The sequence below is a fragment of the Luteolibacter sp. genome (assembly GCF_058122085.1).
This window is the reverse complement of record NZ_JBIKBQ010000035.1, coordinates 1-18,337: the sequence shown is the minus strand read 5'-3', so window position 1 is coordinate 18,337 and position 18,337 is coordinate 1. Positions and strand designations below refer to the sequence as shown.

The window sequence follows — 18,337 nt, the reverse complement described above, 5'->3', positions numbered from 1 at the left end:
GTTCAGATTTGGAAGCCGCCGTCGAGCGTTTGGTTCATTTCAATGGCGGGCATTTCCCCGCTGGTCACGCCGACGACGATCGCGGGCACTCCGGCGACGGTCTTGTGCGGCGGCACGTCGTTGAGGACGACGCTGCCGGCACCGACCTTGGCACCCGTGCCGATTTCCACGCGGCCGAGGATTTTCGCGCCCGCGCCTAGCAGGACGCCGGAGCGGATGATCGGGTGGCGGTCGCCGGTCGCCTTGCCGGTGCCACCGAGCGTGACTTCGTGAAGGATCGACACGTCGTCCTCGATGATCGCCGTCTCCCCGACCACGAACGAGGTGGCATGGTCCAACAGGATGCCGCAGCCGATGCGGGCGGCGGGATGAATGTCCACGGAGAAGGCCTCGCTGGCGACGCTTTGGAAATACAGGGCAAGCCAGCGGCGGCCGTCCTGCCAGAACTGGTGCGAGACGCGATAGGTGGTTAGGGCGAGGAAGCCCTTGAAGAAAAGCACCGGTTCCAGCGGCGAGAAGCACGCGGGGTCACGCTCGAACATGGCGATCAAATCGCGCGACGCCGAGTGGACGATGTAGGGGTGCTCCTCGAAAACGCCGGTAAGCAGCGGCTCCATCGCGGCCCGCTGCATGTCCTCGCGGGCCAACCGCCGGGCCAGCCGGGCACCGAGGGCGGCGGCAAGCGTCTCGCGGGAAAGGATCACGTCATCGACGAGGTGATGGAGCGTCGGCTCTTCCTCGGCCACGCGGGCGGCCTCGCTGCGGAGGGTTTCCCAAACGTTGCGGACGTCCGCGACTTTACCGGCGCAAAGCTTGCCCGGATTCTTGCTCGCCGGGAGAGTTCCGGCCTGTTGAGATTCGCTCATGAAGATTTCACAGAAATTGGAATACGCCTGCCGGGCGATGACCCAGCTGGCGAAATACCATGACGGGCGGACTCTTACACGGCTTGAGGACCTCGCGCAACGCGAAGCAGTGTCCGGAAACTTTTTGGTGCAAATCCTCAACGACCTGCGCCGCGCGGGACTGATCGAAAGCCGTCGCGGCAAGGCGGGCGGCTACTTGCTAGGACGCGGCGCGAACCAGATCACCCTGCGGCAGGTGGTGGAAGCCGTCGATCCCGCGCTGTTGCAGTGCTCCGTGGCCCGCGACGGCGACTCCGGGCAGGCGGTGAGACGCGCGTGGGAGCAGGTTTCCACCGGACTCCAGCAGTCACTGGATCAAATCACGGTGGAAAGCCTCGCCAGCAACCAAGGCGCGCCGATGTTCTATATTTGATCGGCCCATCAAGCCAGGCGCCTTCCATGAGGAGTCAGGTTTCCAGTCACAGGCGGCGCGCGAAAAAAGCGTGGAAACTTCCTTTTCGAAAATCTCCACGCCTTGATGAAACGCGGGCTTCGCGGCGACCGGTGATCGCCGCGAAGCCTTAGCGGGACGCCGGGCGACGACGGTTGTTGCCGCGTGTGGCGTTGCTGTAGTCAATGCCACCGCCGCCACGATTTCCGCCGCCACCGCCGCGGTTTCCACCACCGCCGCCTTGGCGACCGCGATTTCCACCGCCTTGGACCATGCCGCCGCCGGTCCGCATCCGGAGATGGCGGTCGGCTAACGACTCGTCGTGCCAGGCGTGGTCGTCCCAGCGGGGCACGGCCATCTTGATGACTTTTTCGATTTCCCGCAGGAACTCGCGCTCGTCTTCCGCGCAGAATGAAACGGCGCGGCCTTCCGCACCTGCCCGTCCGGTCCGGCCGATGCGGTGGACGTAGGCTTCCGGTTCGTTAGGCAGGTCGAAATTCACGACCAGTCCGACGTCTTTCACATCCACGCCGCGGGCGGCGACGTCGGTGGCGACGAGCACGGGCGTGAGGCCCTTCTTGAATTTTTCCAGCGCCTTCTCGCGCTGCGCCTGCGACTTGTTGCCGTGGATGGCATCGGCCGGGAAGCCGGCTTCGCAGAGGCTTTTCGCGAGTTTGTTAGCACCGTGCTTGGTGCGGCTGAAGACGATGGTGAGCTTGCCGCTGGTGGCGCCGGCCTGCTCGCGAAGGAGTTGCTCCAACAGCGGGCGCTTGTTCTCGCGGTCCACGAAGCAGACTTGATGCTCGATGCGCTCGGCGGTCGTCGTGCCCGGATCGATGCTGACGCGGGCCGGGTTGCGCAGGATGGTTTGCGCGAGCTCGACAATGGTCGGGGCGAGCGTCGCCGAGAAGAACAGCGACTGGCGGTTCGACGGCAGCAGCGCCACGATTTTCTTCACGTCGCGGGCGAAGCCCATGTCGAGCATCCGATCCACTTCATCGAGCACGAAAAACTCGACGCCGGAGAGATCGACGGCGCGTTGTTCGATGAGGTCGAGCAAGCGGCCGGGAGTCGCCACCAGCACGTCCACGCCGCCGCGCATCGCGGAGACCTGAGGATTCTGGCCGACGCCGCCGTAGATCAGAGTCTGCCGGAAACGGACGTGGGCACCGTAAGTGGTGAAGCTTTTACCAACCTGGCCGGCGAGCTCGCGGGTCGGTGCGAGCACCAGCGTGCGGCATTGGCGCGGCTTGATTTGCTTCGGCCGCTCATGGATCGCGTGGAGGATCGGCAGGGCGAAGCTCGCCGTCTTGCCGGTGCCGGTCTGGGCGCAACCGAGAAGGTCGCGGCCTTCCAGCAGCAGCGGGATGGCCTGCGCCTGGACGGGCGAAGGCGTTTGATAGTTGAGTTCGCGCAAAACGCGTTGGAGGGGCGCGGCCAATGGCAACGCCTCGAATGCTGTCGGGATCATGTGTCTAAATTGCCTGCCCGTCCGGAATCGGCGGCTGGCGGTGTCGATGAGCGGTTGGAGTAACCTCAAACAATCTCTCATCGATGAAGACCGGAAAAGGGTGGAGCCAATCTGATCGACCCCTCACCGGCAAAAGCGCGGTGCGCCGCCGGGATAGCGGGGATTCCGGCAATGGCAAGACTTTTCCGGATTCATGTTCTTCGCTTTACCCGGGGAGGATTCGCCGCTAATTCCCTTCCGCGATGCACGGTTTCTCCTACAAAAACGGTTCCCTATTCTGCGAAGACGTCGATCTTTCCACGCTTGCCGCCGAACACGGCACCCCTCTCTACGTCTATTCCGCGGGCACGATCATCGATCACTACACCCGTCTCGACGCCGCGATGAACGGCGTCGATCACGAGGTCGCCTACGCCGTGAAGGCTAACTCCAATCTATCCGTCCTCCGCCTGCTAGCCACCCACGGCGCGGGCTTCGACATCGTTTCCGGCGGCGAGCTTTTCCGGGTGATCAAGGCGGGTGGCGATCCGGCGCACTGCACTTTCGCCGGTGTCGGCAAGACCCGCGACGAGATCGTCTATGCGCTCGAACAAGGCATTTACTCGTTCAACGTCGAGAGCGAGGAGGAACTGCGCTATCTGAACGAAGTCTCCGGCGAGCTCGGCATGATCGCCCCGGCAGCGGTGCGCGTGAACCCGAACGTGGACGCCCACACCCATAAATACATCTCCACCGGCAAGTCCGAGAACAAGTTCGGCGTGGATTTCACCGCCATCGCCGACCTCTACGAGCGCGCTTCCAAGGAGTTGAAAAACATCAAACTTCGCGGCCTCCAGATGCACATCGGCTCGCAGCTCACGTCCATCGCGCCGTTCATCGAAGCGGTCGAAAAAGTCATCCCGCTGGTCACCGCGCTCAAGGAAAAGCACGGCATCGAGTTCTGGTCCATCGGCGGCGGCATCGGGATCATTTACAAGCATTCCCTCGAATCCGGCAGCATCAATTGGTGGGAAAGGCAGCCGGCTGAAGAGCGCCCGCTGACCATCGAGCGCTATGGCAAGGAGCTCGTCCCGCGCCTCAAGAACCTCGGTTTGAAAATCCTGTTGGAGCCCGGCCGCTACATCGTCGGCAATGCCGGCGTCCTCATCACCAAGTGCCTCTACGAGAAAAAAGGCTCCGCCAAGACCTTCAAAATCGTCGATGCGGGCATGAACGACCTCATCCGCCCGGCGCTTTACGAAGGCCATCACGAAATCGTCCCGCTGCTGGAACCTGCCAGTGGCGAGCGCTTCAAGGTGGATGTCGTCGGCCCGATCTGCGAAAGCGGCGACTTCTTCTGCCAGGACCGCGAGCTCCCGGATTTCAATCCCGGCGATCACGTCGCGCTGATGTCGGCAGGCGCCTACGGCTTCGTCATGGCGTCTAACTACAATTCGCGCCCGCTGCCTGCGGAAATCCTCGTCGAAGGCGCGACCGCCACGGTTGTCCGCAAGCGCCAGACGCTGGACGACTTGATCGAGGGCGAGCTGTGAGAAATCAGCCCGCGTCCTTGCTCTTGCGGTGGCCGGGCGTCGCCAGGATCTCGATATAGACCGAGGCGCTTTCGCTCGCCGCCGCCTGGTCGATCGCGGCGGTGAGTTCCTCGACATGCTTGGTTTCGGGAGCCGAGTCGCCTTGGCCGACCTTGCAGTTGAAGTCCCAGAAATCCACGCCTTCCGGCAGCGCCTTCTTGCGCTCGCGCTTGAGGTATTTCCGGATGTCGCTCTTGATTTGTTCGATCACCCGCGCCGGCTGGTGGTTCGGCGCGGTGAGGGGAAATGTTTTTTTCATGGCGTTGCTTGTGTCGGGAGGCGGGTTTTTTGTCTAGGAGAAGTTGGAGCGGAGGAACCGGAGTGTGATGACTTGAGAACTTCGTGGGTATCAAATCAAGGTGGTGAGGTTCAAGCCGGCGTGGGTCGCGAGCGCGTTTTGTCGTTGATCAAAAGTGAGGAATTCGGTGGCGGCGACCTCCACGGCGCATGCGACATGGAAAATGTCCATGGTCCGGCAGCCGAGCCGTGGTGTTTCCATGCTGAGCCGGCGGAACGTGTTCATCAGGGAACTCCGCTGGATCTCGGGAAAAACATAGAGTCCCCGCCTCCGACGGTCATGGAAAAATCCGATCTGGGTCTCCGCCTGGGCGGGAGTGATTTCCTGCCAGAACGCCTTCAACCGGAGCGCGTTGATCAACTCGGCTTCCTGAATCTCCCAGATCGGCAGGGGCAAATCCTGGGCTGCGACGCGTGCCGGCACCATTTCCGACCCCTGCTCGCGGATGTAGAGTTTGAGCAGCGCGCTGGTATCGAGATAAAGCATGTTTACCAGCGACCCTCCCGGTCCGCGGCGACGGTTTCTTCCGCAGATCGTCCGGAAGCGGGAATGGCGGTGGTGAGATGGTCTTCCCACACCAGAATCCGGCGTGGAGCGGCCGGGATAATCCGCACCGTGGGGCGACCACGATTGATCACCTCGAATGTTTCGCCGTCTCGAACCTGGGCTTCGACTTCAGACCAGTGAGCCTTCATTTCTCGCACGGAGATGGTTTTCATGGGTCTAAAATCGGCAAAAATTTCAAACTGTCAACCCTTTGAGTTTCAATCTGAAAAACAAGGGGAACGAGGCTAAGAGCGCTCCAGCAGGATCTCGGTGCCGAGCACGACAAGATCGACGCGGCCCTTGAGCGTTTGGTCGATGAACGGAGTGTTCTGGGATTTGGATTTCATGAAATCCTTGGTGAAGGTCGTTTCCGCCTCGGTGTCGAAGAGGATGAGATCGGCTGGCTGGCCGACTTCGATCGAGACGGCGGGCAGACCCATCAGACGGCGGGGCTCGGCGGAATAGCGCTTCACGATGAGGTCCCAGCCGAATTTGCCGGTCGCGACGAAGTGGTGGTAAAGCGAGACCAGCGCGGTATCCATGCCGGTGATGCCGTTGGGCGCGCTGACGAAATCCTGGGATTTCTCGAACGGCGTGTGCGGCGCGTGGTCGGTGGCGATGAGGTCGAAGACGCCGTCGATGAGCCCTTGGAGCAGCCCTTCGTTGTCGGCCTTGGTGCGCAGCGGCGGGTTCATTTTGTAATTCGTATCGAAGTCGCCGATGTGCTCGTCGGTGAATAACAGGTGGTGCGGCGAGACCTCGGCGGTGACCTTCACGTCGCCGCGCTGCTTCCACCAGCGGATGGTTTCCATTCCGAGCTTGCTGGAGACGTGCTGGATGTGGATGTGCGCGCCGGCGGCGTGGGCCAGACGGATGTCGCGGTCGATGATGATTTCCTCCGCGCAGGCGGGCGAGCCCTTGATGCCAAGGCGGTAGCTGACGAGACCTTCGTTGAGCGCGCGCGGGCCGGCGAGTTCAGGGACCTCGCAATGGCTGGCGAAGAACATTCCGAACTCGGTGGCATATTGCATGGCGCGCAGCAGCACGGCGGGATCGCCCGTGGTATCGCCGTCGTCGGTGAGCATCGTCACGCCGAGCGCGCGCATGCCGTCGATGCCGGCAAGTTCCTTGCCATGGCGGTCCTTGGTGACGCAGCCGGAGGTGTAAACCGGGATGCGGGCGGTGCGTTTGGCGATGTCCAACACATTGGCGACCACGGTGGCCGAGTCGATCGCCGGGCGGGTGTTCGGCATCATCACCACGCCGGTGATGCCGCCGTTGATCGCGGCTTCCGTGCCGGATGCGATGGTTTCCTTCGCCTCGAAACCGGGCTCGCGGAAATGGACGTGCGCGTCAAACATGCCGGGCGCGAGAATGCGGCCGCGGGCGGCGATGACGCGGGCTCCGTCGGGAGCGGCCAGGCCGCTGCCGATCTGTTGGATCTTACCGTCGGAGATGAGGACATCGCCGGAGACGAGATCGGAAGAATTCTCGAAGGCGATGCGGGCGTTGGTGATGAGGAGTGTCATGAGTTTAAATAAGATCGTTGGAATCAAAATGCCGGGTTTTCCAGGTTCCAGGGCGACGACTTTGATTAAAGACAGTGGAAATCAAAACCGAAGCGGTCAATGGATCGTAGCGATAGAAAATGGAGTATGGAAACCGTTTTACGCGGCAGATGCGATCCGGCCCGTCAACCACACGAAATCTCAATGGATCCGATACGATGGTTGCAACCGCACGGTTGATTTCAGAAACGAAATCGTCTCCCAACCCTGTTTCCTGATCCTCATACCAAGAGGCCGCCAGGAGAAACTCATCGTAGGCTTCGGGGTGGAATCGGAAATTCATGCGCCGCGTCTTTTTTCAGATAGGGCTTCACGAACCCTGCGGAAAACCTCATCGCCGGGAATCGCTTTTACCAACCCTGATTCGATTTCGGCAGCACGTCGTCGGGCGATTTCAAGCTGCTCGGCGAAGATTTCCGGATCATCATGGACACTCTCAATCAGCCTTTCCGCCAAGGCGATGCGCTCCTCGTCACCGAGAGCCATGGCGGTTTCAAAAAGTCGTTCTGCAATGGCTGTCATGGAGGAAAATTAGTTGGAGGTGGGGAAATTTCAAGCCGGCAGTCAGTCCACGGAACCCGGCTTCAGCCAGTAGAGCACGGCCATTCTCACAGCGATGCCGTTTTCCACCTGGTCGTTGATGAGGCTGCGTTCGTAGTCCATGACGGCGTCGCAGAGCTCGACACCGCGGTTCACGGGGCCGGGGTGCATGATGTAGAGGCCGCGCTTGCGGATTTCGTCGAGGCGGGCGTCGCTGATGCCGTAGAGTTTGTGATACTCGCGGAGACTGGGGAAATACTGCACGTCCTGGCGCTCCATCTGGACGCGGAGCAGATAGACGACGTCGGGCGACCAGGCCATGGCCTCCTTGTAGTCGGTGAAGCGGCGGATGTTCTCGGGGCCGGTGCGCGGGACCAGCGAGCCGGGGCCGAGGTAGGCGACATCGACACCGAGCTTTTTCAAAATGGTGCTGGTGGAGCGGGCGACGCGGGAGTGAAGGATGTCGCCGACGATGAGGACTTTTTTCCCGGTAGGGTCGGGGAATTTCTCCTTGATGGTGAAGGCGTCTAGCAAGGCTTGCGTAGGATGGGCGTGAGCGCCGTCGCCGGCGTTGATAACGGAGGCTTTGGTGAGGCGGGCGATGGTGCCGGGAAGGCCGGAGGCTTTGTGGCGGACGATGATGTAGTCGGTGCGCATCGCCTGGAGCGTCTCGACGGTTTCCCTAACTGACTCGCCCTTGGTGATGGAGGAGTGGGTGACGTCGAAGTTCGTGACGTCGGCGGAGAGGCGCTTGGCGGCGACCTCGAAGGAGGAGTGGGTGCGGGTGCTGGGCTCGTAGAAGAGCATGAGCACGGACTTGCCCTTGAGTGCGGGGACTTTTTTCACCGAGCGGGTGAAGAGTTCTTTGAAAGGGATGGATTGATCGAGGAGGTGTTCGATTTCCTCGCGGTCGAGTGCTGAGATGTCGAGTAGGTCTTTACGTGCCATGCCGGAGTTGGGGAAAGTAGTAGAGCGCGCCGAAAACGATGACGAACAGGGACATCACGGCGATGAAGGCGGCGTGATGGAGCGAGAGCGGTTTCTTGAAGTAAATGAAGGCGGCGAAGAGCAGCGCGATCACCACGCATGCGGCGGTGACGGCGATTTGGAGATCGTAGAAATGGTAGCCGACGGCCGAGGCGATGGCGAAAAGGTAGCCGGGAATGACGATGACCGGGTGGGCTTTCCGGGCGAGCAAATGGGCTGCGGGCGCGAGCGCGGCGAGCGATTCCTGGCGGCGGATCTGTTGGATTTCCTCGTCGCTGTGGCGGTGGATCGGCAGCGTGGAATCCGGCGCTGGCTGGTGAATCGCGGAGAGCGGGACTTGCTCGGATTTGCGGAGCGAGCGGACTTGCTTGGGGTCGCGGGGCTCGTGGAGGACGGCCGGCTCCGGCACATCCGCCTCGACGGCGAGCACCGGAGTCCGCTCGGAGCGCTTGAGAGAATGCACCGGCTTGGGCGAGTGGGGTTTCTCGGCTGCGGGCCGGGATGTTTCCGCCGAGTCCGGCGATGGCGATTCCGCAGCAGACGACGGGTCGTGAATGCCGAGGGTTTCGCGGAGTTTCGCGATTTCCCCGGCGGATTTCTTGTGCTGCGGCAGGAGACTCATGGTTTTTCCTTTGCGACGATCTGGATCCGATCCACGCCGTCCGTCCCTTCTAGGGAAACCAATACATGATCGAGGCGGCGGGTGTCGAGGGTGATCCCGACATAGTCCGGCTGGATCGGCATTTCGCGGTGGCCGCGGTCGATGAGCACGGCGAGCTCGACCTTGGCCGGGCGACCGTAGTCGGAGAGGGCGTCAAGCGCGGCGCGGATGGTGCGACCGGTGAAAAGGACGTCATCCACGAGGATGATGTGCGCGCCGTCCACTGTGAAGGGAATGTCGCTTTCCTGGATGGAGGGGCTTTCGCGGAGGTGTTCGAAATCGTCGCGATAGAGCGAAATGTCGAGCACGCCGAACGACAGCTCCCAGCCGTCCTCCTCGGAAAGCAGCGTCAAAACCCGTTCCGCCACTTCATCGCCGCGGCTGCGGATGCCGACGAGCGCGACGGGGTGGCCGCGGTGTTTCTCGCGGATCGCCCGGGCGAGGCGCTCCACTCCGGCGGCGATGTCTTCTGCGGTGAGGGTGTGTTCCATGGGATCAAAAATTGAGGATGCCGATGTCGCGGCGGCGTTGCAAGCCGTCGAATGCGACGAGGTCGGCGGCGGCGTGGGCCTGGGTGACGGCTTGTTCGCGGGTGCTGGCACCGGCGACGACGGCGAGCACGCGGCCACCGTTAGTCTCCCAGTTTCCATCAGCGGTCCGCCTGGTGCCGGAATGATAGACGCGGGCCGCGGTGACCTTTTCGAGGCCGGAAATCTCGTCGCCGTTGCGCGAACTTTCCGGGTAGCCGGCGGAGGCGAGGATGACGCAGACGCTCCAGCCATCGTCGAAACTGATGAGATCGGCGCGGAGTTCGCCATTCGCGCCGGCGAGGCAGAAGGCGGCGAGATCGCCCTGCACCAGCGGCATCACCGCCTGGCATTCAGGGTCGCCGAAGCGGCAGTTGTATTCGATCACCTGCGGCCCGGTCGGGGTGAGCATGATGCCGAAATAGAGGAATCCGCGGTAAGGCAGACTTTCGCGGCGGAGCCCGTCCACGGTTGGGCGGACGATTTCCTGCTCGATCTGCGCGAGAATTTCCTGCGACACGAGCTGGCGGCTGGCGACGGCTCCCATGCCGCCGGTATTCGGGCCGAGATCGCCGTCGTGGGCGCGCTTGTAATCGCGGGCCGGGGTGAAAATGAGGTATTGGTCGTCGATGATTGCGGCGAAAACCGAGACCTCCGGGCCGGTCAGGCATTGCTCGACGAGCACGCGGCCGGGACCGAAACGGCGCTGGGTGAAAACTTCATCGAGGAAGCTCATCGCGGACGCATCGTCCGGGCAGACGGCCACACCTTTTCCAGCGGCGAGGCCGTCGAATTTCAGCACGGTCGGGTATTCCCCGGCAATCGCGGCGACCGCTTCTTCCAGCGTGTCGGTGGCGGTGGCGCGCGCGGTCGGGATCGAATTCCGGACCAGGAATTCCTTCGCGAATTCCTTGCTGGCTTCGAGTTGCGCGGATTCCTTCGGCGGCCCCCAGCAGGGAATTCCGATTTTCCCGCAGAGATTCGCCAAGCCCTCGCCTTTCACGAGATAGCTTTCCTCGCCGGCGACGCAGAGGTCGATGGCGTTGGACTTCATCCAGGCGACCAGCGATTCCAAGCCATCCGCATCGACAGGCTTTGCGATTTCGAAAATCGCGTCGCTGCCGGGAAAACAGAACAACTCGGGACTGCCCGGCGATTCCGCCAGAGCCCTTACCAGCGCGTGTTCGCGCCCGCCTTTGCCAACTACCAAAATTCTCATCCGCAGGGGTTTTCGCGGAATCCCGATGAAGACTCAACCCTGAATCTCGCCAAGCGCCGCCGAATCATCATTTGGAAGAAATTTCGAGATTGCCCGGTAACCGAATTTCATAGGGACTCCGTCCTGACTTCATCAAATCATGAAAGCACTCATCCCATGCAGTTTGGTCGCCGCGCTGGCGTTGTTCGTCGTGGCGCAAAATCCCGCAGGCGAACAAGCCCCTCCCGGCGCCCTCGAAAAAATCTCCGCCGCTCTTCCCGAAAAACCCTTCGCGAAGCCCAAGAAAGCCCGCACCCTGCTCGTCTTCTCGAAAACCAACGGCTTCCGCCACGCGTCGATCGCCACCGGCAAGCTCGCCTTCGCTGAAATGGGCAAAAAAACCGGAGCCTTCGAGACGGTCATCAGCGACGATCTGGCGAATTTCGAGGCCGACGCCCTCAAGAAATTCGACGCGGTCTGCTTCCTCAGCACGACGATGAACGTCTTTTCGCCCAAGGCCACCGAGTTCAAGGCGATGTCCGAGGCCGACCAAAAAGCCGCCACCGAGCGGGAACTCCGGATCAAGGCGAACCTCATGGACTTCGTGAAATCCGGTGGCGGATTCATCGGCATCCACGCCGCCACCGACACCTTCTACGATTGGCCCGAATACGGTAAAATGATCAACGGCTGCTTCGACGGCCACCCATGGGGAGCCAACAAGATGGTCAGCATCAAGGTGGAGCCCGGCCAGGAAAAGCATCCGCTCGTCGCGATGTTCAATGGTGAGAACGTCGAGTTCCCCGAGGAGATCTATCAACTCAAGGAGCCTTACGATTCAAAAGCAGTCCACATGCTGCTGCGTCTGGACACCGAAAAAACCGACATGACGGTCAAGGGCATCAAGCGCACGGACAACGACTTCGGCGTGGCATGGGCGAGGCACTGGGAAAAGGGCCGCGTGTTCTATTGCTCGCTCGGCCACAACCACGAGATCTACTGGAATCCCAAGGTACTCGGCCACTACCTGGCAGGAACCCAGTGGGCGCTCGGCGACTACCAGGCCGAGGTGAAAAACTGAACCCGCCCGCCGCTCACGGCGTGGCGAGGGTCCAGCCGAGAGCGCCGAGCTCGGTGCGGGTGAGCTCGCTCGCCCCGCCGCCCAACAGAAGCGCGGGCTTGCGGCCGACAAGGTCGTCGCGGTGGGCGAACTCGGCGACGTCCGGAGTCCAACTCAGGAAATCGACGGGTGCGGCTACCTGAAGCACGCCGGTGGCATCCACCGCGCAGGGCAGGCGGCCGACGACTTCCAGCGCCGAGTAGGCGGCTTTCCCGGATTGCTGGCGTCGGGCAAGAAGCATGAGCGCCTGGTCGAGAAACTCCGTCTGCCGGCGCTCCTCGCAGTTCGCAGCCACCTCGATCACGGCCGCGCGGTTCTTCACCTCGCCGAGCGCTTGCAGCGAGCGGATGATCGAACGGCGCAGGGTGATGGAAAGCGCCTCGTTGGACTCGAAACGCCGGCTGACGTTTTCCGCAACGCCCATCGACTCCATCGCCTGCTGGTTTCTCAAGGCCAGCTCGGACGGAGTGAGCGCGTAAATTTCATCTGGCAGACCGACCACCTTGGTCGCGGTCAGAGCCATCGACGCGCCGCCGGAAGCGACGGCGGCACCGACCCGCAAAGGCAGGCCACCCGCGAAGAAGGCCCAGGAAACCTTCTCGATCTCGCTCTGGAGACGCGCGTTGTCGGTGTATGGATCGACGCCGAGCTGCTTGGCGCATTCCAGCTTCGCGGCGTCGAATCCGATCACGCCTTTGGTCGTGCGGGTGACGCTCGCGGCGGTGTTGGATTTCTCGCCGCTTTCAGAGCGCTCCTTGGCGTTAGAGGCGGCGTTGCTCACGGAGCGCCCGACCTTTTTGAAAAAGTGTCCCACCGTCTTCGGCACCGCGACGACCGAACCGACCGGGTCCTTGACGATGTTTTTCACCGCATCGACGGGTTGTTCGAGCGAGCGCTTCATGCCTTCCGCGAAGAGGTCGCTCTTGCTCATGTCCACCAGTTTGCGGATGGCCCCGAGCTCGTGAATCCGGGCCTTGGCCTGGCCGAGCCCGATGCACTCGATCTCGCCGAAATCCGAGTCGATCGTGAAATGAGCCATGTAGCCATCGGTCGGCACATGTTCGCGCACCCGGTGGGACGGACCCGCCGCATCCGGCCCGAGCAGGGCGGCGGCGGAAAGGACGGCGGGAGTTTCAAATCTGACAGGAGCGGCGATCTGGGCGGACGCGGAAACCGCGAGAAGCAGGAGCAGGAATGGGAATCTCATGACGCGTGAGATTAGATAAACGAGCAGCCGCGCGGCGAGGATAATTCCGTGGCTTGCCGGTTCATCGCATGGCGCCGCCCTTGCGGCACAGCCATTCCATGTAGCCGCGGGCTTGGACCGCCCGCCGCAGGAACGCCTCCACCGTTTCCTGCTCGCCGCTGGAAAGCTCCAACACCAGCACGCCGTGGAAGTGGACGCGCCGCAGCTCGCCGATGACCCATGGCCAATCGATCGATCCCGCGCCCGGCGGCAAGTGCGCGTCCCAGTCGCCGTGGTTGTCGTTGACGTGGACCATTTTCAAATGCCCGGAAAGTTTCTGAATGACCACGCCCATTTCACGGGCCAGATGCGCGTGGCCGGTGTCCAGGCAGGTGCCGACATCGTTGGTTTTGATCTCGCCTAGCAAATACATCATGTCCCGCACATGGCCGAACATCAGGTGGGCGAGCATGTTCTCTAGCAAGAGATGGACGCCGAGCGCGGCGCAGCGGTCCGCGACCCGGTTCAACGCCTCGGCGGCGTGGTGCATCCGCTGGAGAAACTCCTCCTGCGGCGGTCGCCCTTCCCGCTCCGGGCCGGGGTGGAGCACGACGTTTTCGCAGCCCATCAGCGCGGCGGCCTCACAGGCGCGGATGAGCTCCTGCACCGCGGCCTCGCGCACCGCGGCGTCGAGCGAGGTGATGTCGATGTGCTCGGCGAAAGGCGCGTGCAGCGACGCGGGGGTGATTTCGAGCTCGCGCATCTTCTCGCCGGCGCGGCGCACGTCGTCGGCGTTGTGGAAGTCGAGATGCCTGGGCGACGAACAGACCTCAATCTGACGGAAGCCCGCCGCGCGGACCGCGCCGAGCACGTCGAAAATGCTCCGGCGGTAGAAGCAACCCGTGGAAAGAGCGATGGGCCATTCAGTCATCGGGAAGTTTGGATAAAAGGATTTGCCGCACGTTTTCCAAATCGCAAGCGCCCTCCTGTCGGCTGAAACAAAACTGCTTCTCACGGGTGGCGGCGCAGTTGAAATCTGCCAGACGATCCAGCCCTGTCAAATAGAGGCATGCGAAGACGCGGGTATAAAAATCCGCGCGGGTGCCGGCCTCGTAGTCGTTCCAGTCGGTGCCCCAGCCGAACGCCGGATTCTCAAACTTCGAGCGGATCAATCCGGCGATGTGGCGCGGATGCCAGTCGCGGGCGAGCAGGCAGCGCGTCACGATCTGCATGCCCGCGGGCTTGAGCAGCAGATCGTTCGGAAACTCCAACAAGTGCCGGACGCATTCCGGTAAAACGATAAGAGGCGTCCTGTCATAAGTTTCCGGCCATTGCTCCTTCGGGTCGTGCCGGGTCGAGTAGTAATACTCATGAAACCGTCGCAAGCGCGACGCGAGATACTCGTCCAGCAGCCGGACCGTGCCCTCTTCCTGATGGGGAATGCGGACACAGGCGCGCTGCGCCAAGTCCAGCACCTCCGCGTCGATCCGCCGCATCTGGATCGCCTTGCTGAAATCCATCTCATGCAGCGGCACCGAGCGGAACTCCGGGATCTCCCCCTCCAGCCCGAGCCACCGGAAGAGCCCGGTCACCCACGGCTTGCGGTAGTTGGTGAACGGCATCCGGATCACCCGCGTGTGCAAGGGGTCGCCATACTCCGAGATGTCGATGGAAACCATCTCGCGCTGTGCCGTCACCGTGGGCGGCACATGCACGGCCGTGAGTTCCACCGGCAGGAAACACAGCGGACCGGCCACCTCCTTGATCCGGTGCGCCACGTATTCGATCACCAGCGCCACCGCCGAGAAAACCGCCTGGTCCACCGGCTCGATGGTCCCGGTGAGGATCGCCGGCAACCGCTCCATGCACGGGCCTACCAGCTCCGGCGCCGGGCTCAACTCCCTGAGCTTTCCCGCCACCCCGGACTCGCGGCCGATCCGCCAGACGAAATGATGGCCTTGGCCGGTGAGCAAATGCAGCGGCCGGATTCCCCATTCGAGCAGCAGCGCCTCGATCACCTTCACCACCGGTTCCTGAAGCTCGAAACAGCGCGCCGGATCGACAAACGCCTCGGCCGGCGAGTCGAAGTTCACATACTCCAGATCCAGGTGCAGCAGATAGGACTGCGAATCCGCCAGCGACCGGGAAATGTCCATCTCCCGCTCCATGAACCAGTCAATCTCGGTGCACGGATGCAATTCCCGCCGGTCATACAGGCAGCCGTCGGTGTGCGTCAGGTAAACCGCCGTGGCGCGGGCCAGCGACTCGCCCCCGAGAAATTCCGTGAGCCGCTTCCTCACGAAACGGTTGGCATAAAAAGATTCCATGGAGCGCCGGGGTCGGGGGGAAATCACGCATGAAGACCATCGTCCGCGTTTCTTCACGAGGACGCGCGGATTGACACCATCGCACGAGTTCCCCTGATGTCGCAACTTCATTCTATGCTGCCGCGCATCATGATTTGTGAAAACGGCATGGAACCACAGTCGTCGCATGTAGTTCAACCCTTTAGGGTGTCTTCATCACGCGCCGAAGACACCCTAAAGGGCATTCGCGTCAACCTAAGCTGCAAGTCATTGAAATTTAATTGTATAAATCAAAAATAACGTCACAAAAGTCTTGACTTTTTCTATCAATCCCGCCCGATAGTGATGTTCAAAAGCCATCGCTTAAGCAGTCATTCCAATCCGTTCATCGAGCCTCAGCAACTCGACATTCTTGCCCGATCCACCGGACTCATCCGGCGTGCTTCCAAGCATTTTTCCGCAGCCGCCTTCTTGCTCGGGCTGCTCAAAACCACCGCGGGTGGTGCGCCCCAACTGCGCTGCATCGCTTCCCGAATCGGCGATCTGCTTCACCGGTCCCTTTCCAAACAAGCGCTCGCAGGCCGCTTCAGCGAATGTTCCTCAGCCTTTCTCCTGGGAGTCATCTCCCGCTTGATCGTCAGCGGAAAACAGGCACCGACAGGGAAGATCCTCAGCCGTTTCAACCGCGTCATCATTGAAGATTCCAGCCAGTTCGCTTTTCACAAATCCATGGCGGGCGAGTTTCCCGGCCACGGCAACCAGCTCGGAGACACTGCGGGCTGCAAGATCGACTTTACCTTTGATCTTGTCGGGCACTCGCCTATCAGCACCAGCCTCTGGCCATCCACCACCCAGGACAAGGAACTCGGAAAAGACCTGCTCGAACTTCTTCATGCCGGCGACCTGTTGTTGCGTGACATGGGCTATTTCGACACCGCCAGCTTCGGTCATCTCGATGGTCGCGGCATCCACTGGATTTCCCGCCTGCCCGCCAATGTCCACGCGGTCAACGAGATGGGCGTTTCGCTGGAGAAAATTCTAGCAAAGGAAAAAGGCGGCCGGATTGACTTGCGGATGCTCATCACCGCGAAACGTTACTGTGTCCGGATGGTGGCCGTGCGTGCCGATCAAGCCACCGCGCAAAGCCGTCGTCGGGAGCTGCGTGCCGCCGCCAAACGTCATGGTAAAACCGTTCCTGCGGCGAAGTTGATCCGCGCTGGGTGGCATCTTTTGATTACCAATCTGACAGATACGCAAATCACGGTTGATGAGATCTGCCAGCTTTACGGACTGCGCTGGCGCATCGAGACGCTGTTCCGCTCGTGGAAACGTGACAAACAGTGGACGAATGTGTTGCGGCACATCACCGACCGCCATCATTTGGAAGCGCTAGTCCTGGCAGGAATTATCCAGGCACTGCTAACGATGGCCATGTTGAGTGCCATAGGCGAGATGGAGAAAAACTTTCACCTGAGTTTGGAGAAATTCCATCAAGCCATCGGGATGGTGTTGTTGAATCTCAAACTCCAATCACCAGATATCAGCTTGCCAGATCAAGGAATGGATGCACCTGTGCGCCCCGAAATCGCAGAAGCTTTTGGCAGTTGGCTGGACCGCCTCCAGTTTCGGGGTGAAGGTTATCGCGATGGGCGGGTATTCCGGACCTTTGGCATCGTCCATGTCACTGATTTGTTCGAATCCCGAAAATAAAAAAAGAGGCAACGCCAATCAATCCACCTCATCACTGAAGTCGAAATCCGGCAGAGCCTCCAGGGGAAGTGGTCCCCCATTTTCCCTGCTTGTGCAATCCAAATTTGATCCAATGTCAAAATCGGAGTTCATCACCTCCAAAACCAAGAACTCACCACCCTCCGCGACTGGCTCCTCCCCATGCTCATGAACGGCCAGGTGCGGGTGGGATGAATGTAGCGTCGCCCTATGGGCGTCGATGCCAAAGCCCCGCGCGAAGCTCTCTTCCATTCAAAAATCAAAAATCATCAATCGTCAATCTCCCCCTCTTCCATTCTGACATCTCATCCGCCCGACGGTCACAGACCGCCGCTACAACTCATCTCGGGTGCGGGTGGGGTGAACCGGAGCTGAAAAAACACCTCCATTTCCCCCAATCCATGATACCCTCCCGCCATGATCACCACCTTCGATGACATCCGCGACGCCGTCCTGCATCTCCCCAAAGGCGATCAGATGCGGCTGCTTTCGCTGGTTGCTCTGGAAGTGGCGGACGCCCATCCCGGCATCGATTCCCGGCCGGACGTCTGCGGTGGCTCGGCCAGCATCATCCGCACGCGCATCCCCGTCTGGTTGCTCGAAGCCCTTCGCCGCAACGGCCGCAGCGAGGCCGGACTTCTCGCCGATTACCCGGCACTCACCGCCGAGGACCTCTCCAATGCGTGGAACTACGCCCGAAGCCACCGCGAGGAAATGGACCGCGAAATCGCCGCCAACGGAGACAACTCATGATCGCCCGGCTCTATTCCAACGAAAACTTCCCCCAGCCTGTCGTCGCTGCCCTACGCGGATTCGGCCATGACGTGCTCACATCACTCGACGCAGGCAAAGCCAACGACGCCATTCCCGATGATGAACTGCTCCGCTACGCAACTGCAGACCAACGCGCCGTGATCACCCACAACCGCCAGGACTTCATTCACCTTCACCGCCTCCACCCGGAGCACGACGGTATCATCGTTTGCACCGTGGACACGGATTTCCCGGCCCTCGCCGCCCGCATTCACGTCCACCTCCAAGCCCTGGACTCACTCCACGGGCAATTAGTGAGAATCAACCGTGGCAACTGACTCAGGTTCCGTCCGCATGTCCTCCGCCAAGGACAAAACCAAGAACTCACCACCCTCCGCGTCTGGCTCCTCCCCATGCTCATGAACGGCCAGGTGCGGGTGGGGTGAATTCCACTGCGGATTTTTGCACGGGTCATCGGCGGGGTGAGGTGATGGTGGCGAAGGCGTGGCGGTTGTTGAAGCGGCGCATGTCGTCATGGAAGTCCTTCAACGTCGATTGCCGCTTGTTTTTGCGCCCACGCC

21 protein-coding genes are annotated in these 18,337 nt (G+C 61.4%); 6 read left to right on the top strand and 15 right to left on the bottom strand.

From position 1 onward, the window contains the following. Nucleotides 1-2: 2 nt before the first annotated feature. Nucleotides 3-866 carry a serine O-acetyltransferase gene (cysE, locus tag AC4DF4_RS07065; protein WP_490047412.1) on the bottom strand — a complete coding sequence of 288 codons (864 nt, stop codon included), beginning with the start codon at nt 864-866 and terminating at the stop codon, nt 3-5. Between cysE and AC4DF4_RS07060 the strand changes: the two genes are divergently transcribed. Next, nucleotides 865-1,278, top strand: a complete 414-nt coding sequence (locus AC4DF4_RS07060) for an RrF2 family transcriptional regulator (RefSeq protein WP_490047411.1) — start codon at nt 865-867, stop codon at nt 1,276-1,278. The genes cysE and AC4DF4_RS07060 overlap by 2 nt on opposite strands. Nucleotides 1,279-1,426: 148 nt before the next feature. Here the strand turns inward: AC4DF4_RS07060 and AC4DF4_RS07055 are convergent, their stop codons facing one another. Next, on the bottom strand, nt 1,427-2,767 hold the full coding sequence (locus AC4DF4_RS07055; protein WP_490047410.1) for a DEAD/DEAH box helicase: 1,341 nt from the start codon (nt 2,765-2,767) through the stop codon (nt 1,427-1,429). A 242-nt stretch (nt 2,768-3,009) separates the two neighbouring features. Between AC4DF4_RS07055 and lysA the strand changes: the two genes are divergently transcribed. Beyond that, nucleotides 3,010-4,299: a diaminopimelate decarboxylase gene (gene lysA, locus AC4DF4_RS07050; RefSeq protein ID WP_490047409.1), complete on the top strand. Its 1,290-nt coding sequence runs from the start codon at nt 3,010-3,012 to the stop codon at nt 4,297-4,299. 4 nt (nt 4,300-4,303) lie between these two features. Here lysA and AC4DF4_RS07045 read toward each other — a convergent pair whose 3' ends face one another. The 10 genes from AC4DF4_RS07045 to purD form a co-directional block, all read right to left on the bottom strand. Continuing rightward, on the bottom strand, nt 4,304-4,597 hold the full coding sequence (locus tag AC4DF4_RS07045; protein WP_490047408.1) for a DUF6172 family protein: 294 nt from the start codon (nt 4,595-4,597) through the stop codon (nt 4,304-4,306). A 90-nt stretch (nt 4,598-4,687) separates the two neighbouring features. After that, on the bottom strand, nt 4,688-5,122 hold the full coding sequence (locus tag AC4DF4_RS07040) for a type II toxin-antitoxin system VapC family toxin (RefSeq protein WP_490047407.1): 435 nt from the start codon (nt 5,120-5,122) through the stop codon (nt 4,688-4,690). 2 nt (nt 5,123-5,124) lie between these two features. Then, on the bottom strand, nt 5,125-5,355 hold the full coding sequence (locus AC4DF4_RS07035) for a type II toxin-antitoxin system Phd/YefM family antitoxin (protein ID WP_490047406.1): 231 nt from the start codon (nt 5,353-5,355) through the stop codon (nt 5,125-5,127). 72 nt (nt 5,356-5,427) lie between these two features. Then, entirely contained in the window at nt 5,428-6,711 is a 1,284-nt protein-coding gene (locus tag AC4DF4_RS07030; RefSeq protein ID WP_490047405.1) for a dihydroorotase, read from the bottom strand. Nucleotides 6,712-6,715: 4 nt separating this feature from the next. Beyond that, nucleotides 6,716-7,033 (bottom strand): type II toxin-antitoxin system RelE/ParE family toxin, encoded by a 318-nt coding sequence (locus AC4DF4_RS07025; RefSeq protein ID WP_490047404.1) that lies wholly within the window; start codon nt 7,031-7,033, stop codon nt 6,716-6,718. Next, nucleotides 7,030-7,272, bottom strand: coding sequence for an addiction module protein (locus AC4DF4_RS07020; RefSeq protein WP_490047403.1), 243 nt, complete (start codon nt 7,270-7,272; stop codon nt 7,030-7,032). The genes AC4DF4_RS07025 and AC4DF4_RS07020 overlap by 4 nt, the downstream gene beginning before the upstream one ends. Nucleotides 7,273-7,314: 42 nt before the next feature. After that, a complete protein-coding gene (locus tag AC4DF4_RS07015) occupies nt 7,315-8,238 on the bottom strand; it encodes an aspartate carbamoyltransferase catalytic subunit (protein ID WP_490047402.1) in 924 nt (307 codons plus the stop codon). Further along, entirely contained in the window at nt 8,228-8,899 is a 672-nt protein-coding gene (locus AC4DF4_RS07010) for a hypothetical protein (RefSeq protein ID WP_490047401.1), read from the bottom strand. The genes AC4DF4_RS07015 and AC4DF4_RS07010 overlap by 11 nt, the downstream gene beginning before the upstream one ends. After that, nucleotides 8,896-9,429 carry a bifunctional pyr operon transcriptional regulator/uracil phosphoribosyltransferase PyrR gene (pyrR, locus tag AC4DF4_RS07005; protein ID WP_490047400.1) on the bottom strand — a complete coding sequence of 178 codons (534 nt, stop codon included), beginning with the start codon at nt 9,427-9,429 and terminating at the stop codon, nt 8,896-8,898. Before pyrR ends, AC4DF4_RS07010 begins: the two co-directional genes overlap by 4 nt. A gap of 4 nt (nt 9,430-9,433) precedes the next feature. After that, complete coding sequence (gene purD / locus AC4DF4_RS07000) at nt 9,434-10,684, bottom strand: phosphoribosylamine--glycine ligase (protein WP_490047399.1); 1,251 nt, start codon at nt 10,682-10,684, stop codon at nt 9,434-9,436. A 139-nt stretch (nt 10,685-10,823) separates the two neighbouring features. Here purD and AC4DF4_RS06995 point away from each other — a divergent pair, with 139 nt between their 5' ends. Further along, complete coding sequence (locus tag AC4DF4_RS06995) at nt 10,824-11,744, top strand: ThuA domain-containing protein (protein WP_490047398.1); 921 nt, start codon at nt 10,824-10,826, stop codon at nt 11,742-11,744. Between the two features lie 13 nt (nt 11,745-11,757). On the opposite strand, the gene AC4DF4_RS06990 is transcribed toward AC4DF4_RS06995, so the two are convergent. The 3 genes from AC4DF4_RS06990 to AC4DF4_RS06980 form a co-directional block, all read right to left on the bottom strand. Next, entirely contained in the window at nt 11,758-12,990 is a 1,233-nt protein-coding gene (locus tag AC4DF4_RS06990; RefSeq protein WP_490047397.1) for a hypothetical protein, read from the bottom strand. A gap of 61 nt (nt 12,991-13,051) precedes the next feature. After that, the gene (locus AC4DF4_RS06985; RefSeq protein ID WP_490047396.1) at nt 13,052-13,900 is read right to left on the bottom strand and encodes a sugar phosphate isomerase/epimerase family protein; all 849 of its coding nucleotides are present in this window, start codon (nt 13,898-13,900) and stop codon (nt 13,052-13,054) included. Continuing rightward, nucleotides 13,893-15,296: a hypothetical protein gene (locus AC4DF4_RS06980; protein WP_490047395.1), complete on the bottom strand. Its 1,404-nt coding sequence runs from the start codon at nt 15,294-15,296 to the stop codon at nt 13,893-13,895. Before AC4DF4_RS06980 ends, AC4DF4_RS06985 begins: the two co-directional genes overlap by 8 nt. 324 nt (nt 15,297-15,620) lie before the next feature. On the opposite strand from AC4DF4_RS06980, the gene AC4DF4_RS06975 reads away from it, so the two are divergent. The 3 genes from AC4DF4_RS06975 to AC4DF4_RS06965 all read left to right on the top strand — a co-directional run bounded on the left by AC4DF4_RS06975 (nt 15,621) and on the right by AC4DF4_RS06965 (nt 18,094). Next, nucleotides 15,621-16,985, top strand: coding sequence for an IS4 family transposase (locus AC4DF4_RS06975; protein ID WP_490047394.1), 1,365 nt, complete (start codon nt 15,621-15,623; stop codon nt 16,983-16,985). A 435-nt stretch (nt 16,986-17,420) separates the two neighbouring features. Next, entirely contained in the window at nt 17,421-17,756 is a 336-nt protein-coding gene (locus AC4DF4_RS06970) for a DUF433 domain-containing protein (RefSeq protein WP_490047393.1), read from the top strand. Next, nucleotides 17,753-18,094, top strand: a complete 342-nt coding sequence (locus tag AC4DF4_RS06965; protein ID WP_490047392.1) for a DUF5615 family PIN-like protein — start codon at nt 17,753-17,755, stop codon at nt 18,092-18,094. Before AC4DF4_RS06970 ends, AC4DF4_RS06965 begins: the two co-directional genes overlap by 4 nt. Nucleotides 18,095-18,337 lie beyond the last annotated feature (243 nt).